Source organism: Nonomuraea ferruginea, assembly GCF_039540635.1.
Classification (GTDB): Bacteria; Actinomycetota; Actinomycetes; order Streptosporangiales; family Streptosporangiaceae; genus Nonomuraea; species Nonomuraea ferruginea.
The window spans coordinates 1-1,383 of sequence record NZ_BAABFD010000054.1; the positions used below are offsets into that span (position 1 = coordinate 1).

Annotated in this window: 3 protein-coding genes; all 3 read right to left on the bottom strand. The window is 68.3% G+C overall.

Going from position 1 to position 1,383, the window contains the following annotated elements; translation table 11 throughout:
• Positions 1-79: 79 nt before the first annotated feature.
• A complete protein-coding gene (locus ABD999_RS43720) occupies positions 80-526 on the bottom strand; it encodes a hypothetical protein (protein WP_271280556.1) in 447 nt (148 codons plus the stop codon).
• The gene (locus ABD999_RS43725; protein WP_333485763.1) at positions 523-927 is read right to left on the bottom strand and encodes a hypothetical protein; all 405 of its coding nucleotides are present in this window, start codon (positions 925-927) and stop codon (positions 523-525) included. The genes ABD999_RS43720 and ABD999_RS43725 overlap by 4 nt, the downstream gene beginning before the upstream one ends.
• Positions 872-1,383 (bottom strand): transposase (locus ABD999_RS43730; RefSeq protein ID WP_271280558.1); only part of this gene is annotated, 512 nt, incomplete at its 5' end. The genes ABD999_RS43725 and ABD999_RS43730, both read right to left, overlap by 56 nt.

Below are 1,383 nucleotides of genomic sequence, written 5' to 3' on the forward strand. Positions count from 1 at the left end.
AGAGTGCGTTCTGCGAGTTGATGTCCCTTTCATCGGTGGGGTTGGGTTAGGTCGGCTGGTCGGAGACCCGCCGGTCGGACTACGGGCGTGGCTGGGTGAACAATCCCGGCTCGGTCTCGACAAGGATGCCGCGGCTGACCAGGCGTTTGAGCTTGGCGCGGACGTTCTGGATGTCGTTCTGCGTCAGGGGCAGGTCCATTGCCCTGGCCAGGTCCCGGGCGCGCAGGGAGCCGCCGGCCTCGGCGAAGACGGTGAGAATCTGCTGGTAGGCCGGGTGCTCGGGAACTGCGGGAGGTGGCGCGGCCGGTTGGATCGGGGTGGGATCTTCCTCGGCGAGGGAGATGAGGGTCTTGCGGCTGATCCGCAGGTGCTCGATCGCCTCGCTGAGTTGGCCCAGCCTCGCGGTGAGCATGTCGATTTCCGCCTGGGTCTGCTCGATCTGGCAGGTCAAGGCCTGCTCGCGGGCGTCGATCCGGTCCAGGAGCCAGGCACCCGGGTCGGTCGGCCGGGCGTCGGGCCCGATCATGCCCACCGCCACGACGGGGACGCGCCGCGGGTCAGGCGGCGGGACATCACGTCCGTCATCGCCCAATACACGCGGGCTTCGGAACTGGCCGGAAGGTGCTCATAGTCGCGGACCAGACGCCGGTGGAACATCAAGATGCCGTACGTTTGCTCGACGACCCATCTCTTGGGCTGGGGGACGAACCCCTTGCCGGCGGGGTTGCGTTCGACGATCTCCACGTCGATCCCCAGGTCGGCGCCATGCGCGACGACCGCGTTCTTGAACCCCTGGTCGGCCAGCGCCTTGGTCACGGTGCCCTCGGTGCCGGCGGCGACCCGGTCCAGCAGGGCGATCCCGGCGGTGTTCTCATGAGCCGAGGCGGCCAGGACGACCACGGCGATGACCAGGCCCAGCACGTCCACCGCCAGGCCCCGTTTCCTGCCCGGCACGCGCTTGGCGGCGTCCTTGCCGGTCGTGGAGGCGGGGGACCCCGGCCGCGACGTGGACGCTCTGGGTGTCCAGCACCACCAGGCTCGGATCGGCTAATCGTTTCTTCCTCTCGCGCAGATGCCAGCGCAGCAGGTCATGGATCGTCTTGTCGGTGCCGTCGTCGCGCCACTTGCCGAAGTAGTAGTACGTCGCGCTCTTGGGCGGCAGGTCGTGCGGGAGAAAGTCCCATTGGACACCGGTTCGTCCCTGGTAGCGGATGGCGTTCACGATCTCCCGCAACTCGTAGTTGCCCTCGTGGCCGCTGACGGACGGGTGCGCGGCCTTCCACGCCGTGAGCACGGGCTCGATCAGCGCCCATTCCGCGTCGGTTAAGTCGCTGGGGTACGGCTTGCGCTCGGTCACCCGGCCATCCCAGCACAGCAGACCCC

Coding starts and splice junctions, on each gene's coding strand:
- ABD999_RS43720 (WP_271280556.1), bottom strand. CDS start 526: ATGATCGGGCCCGACGCCCGGCCGACCGACCCGGGTGCCTGGCTCCTG.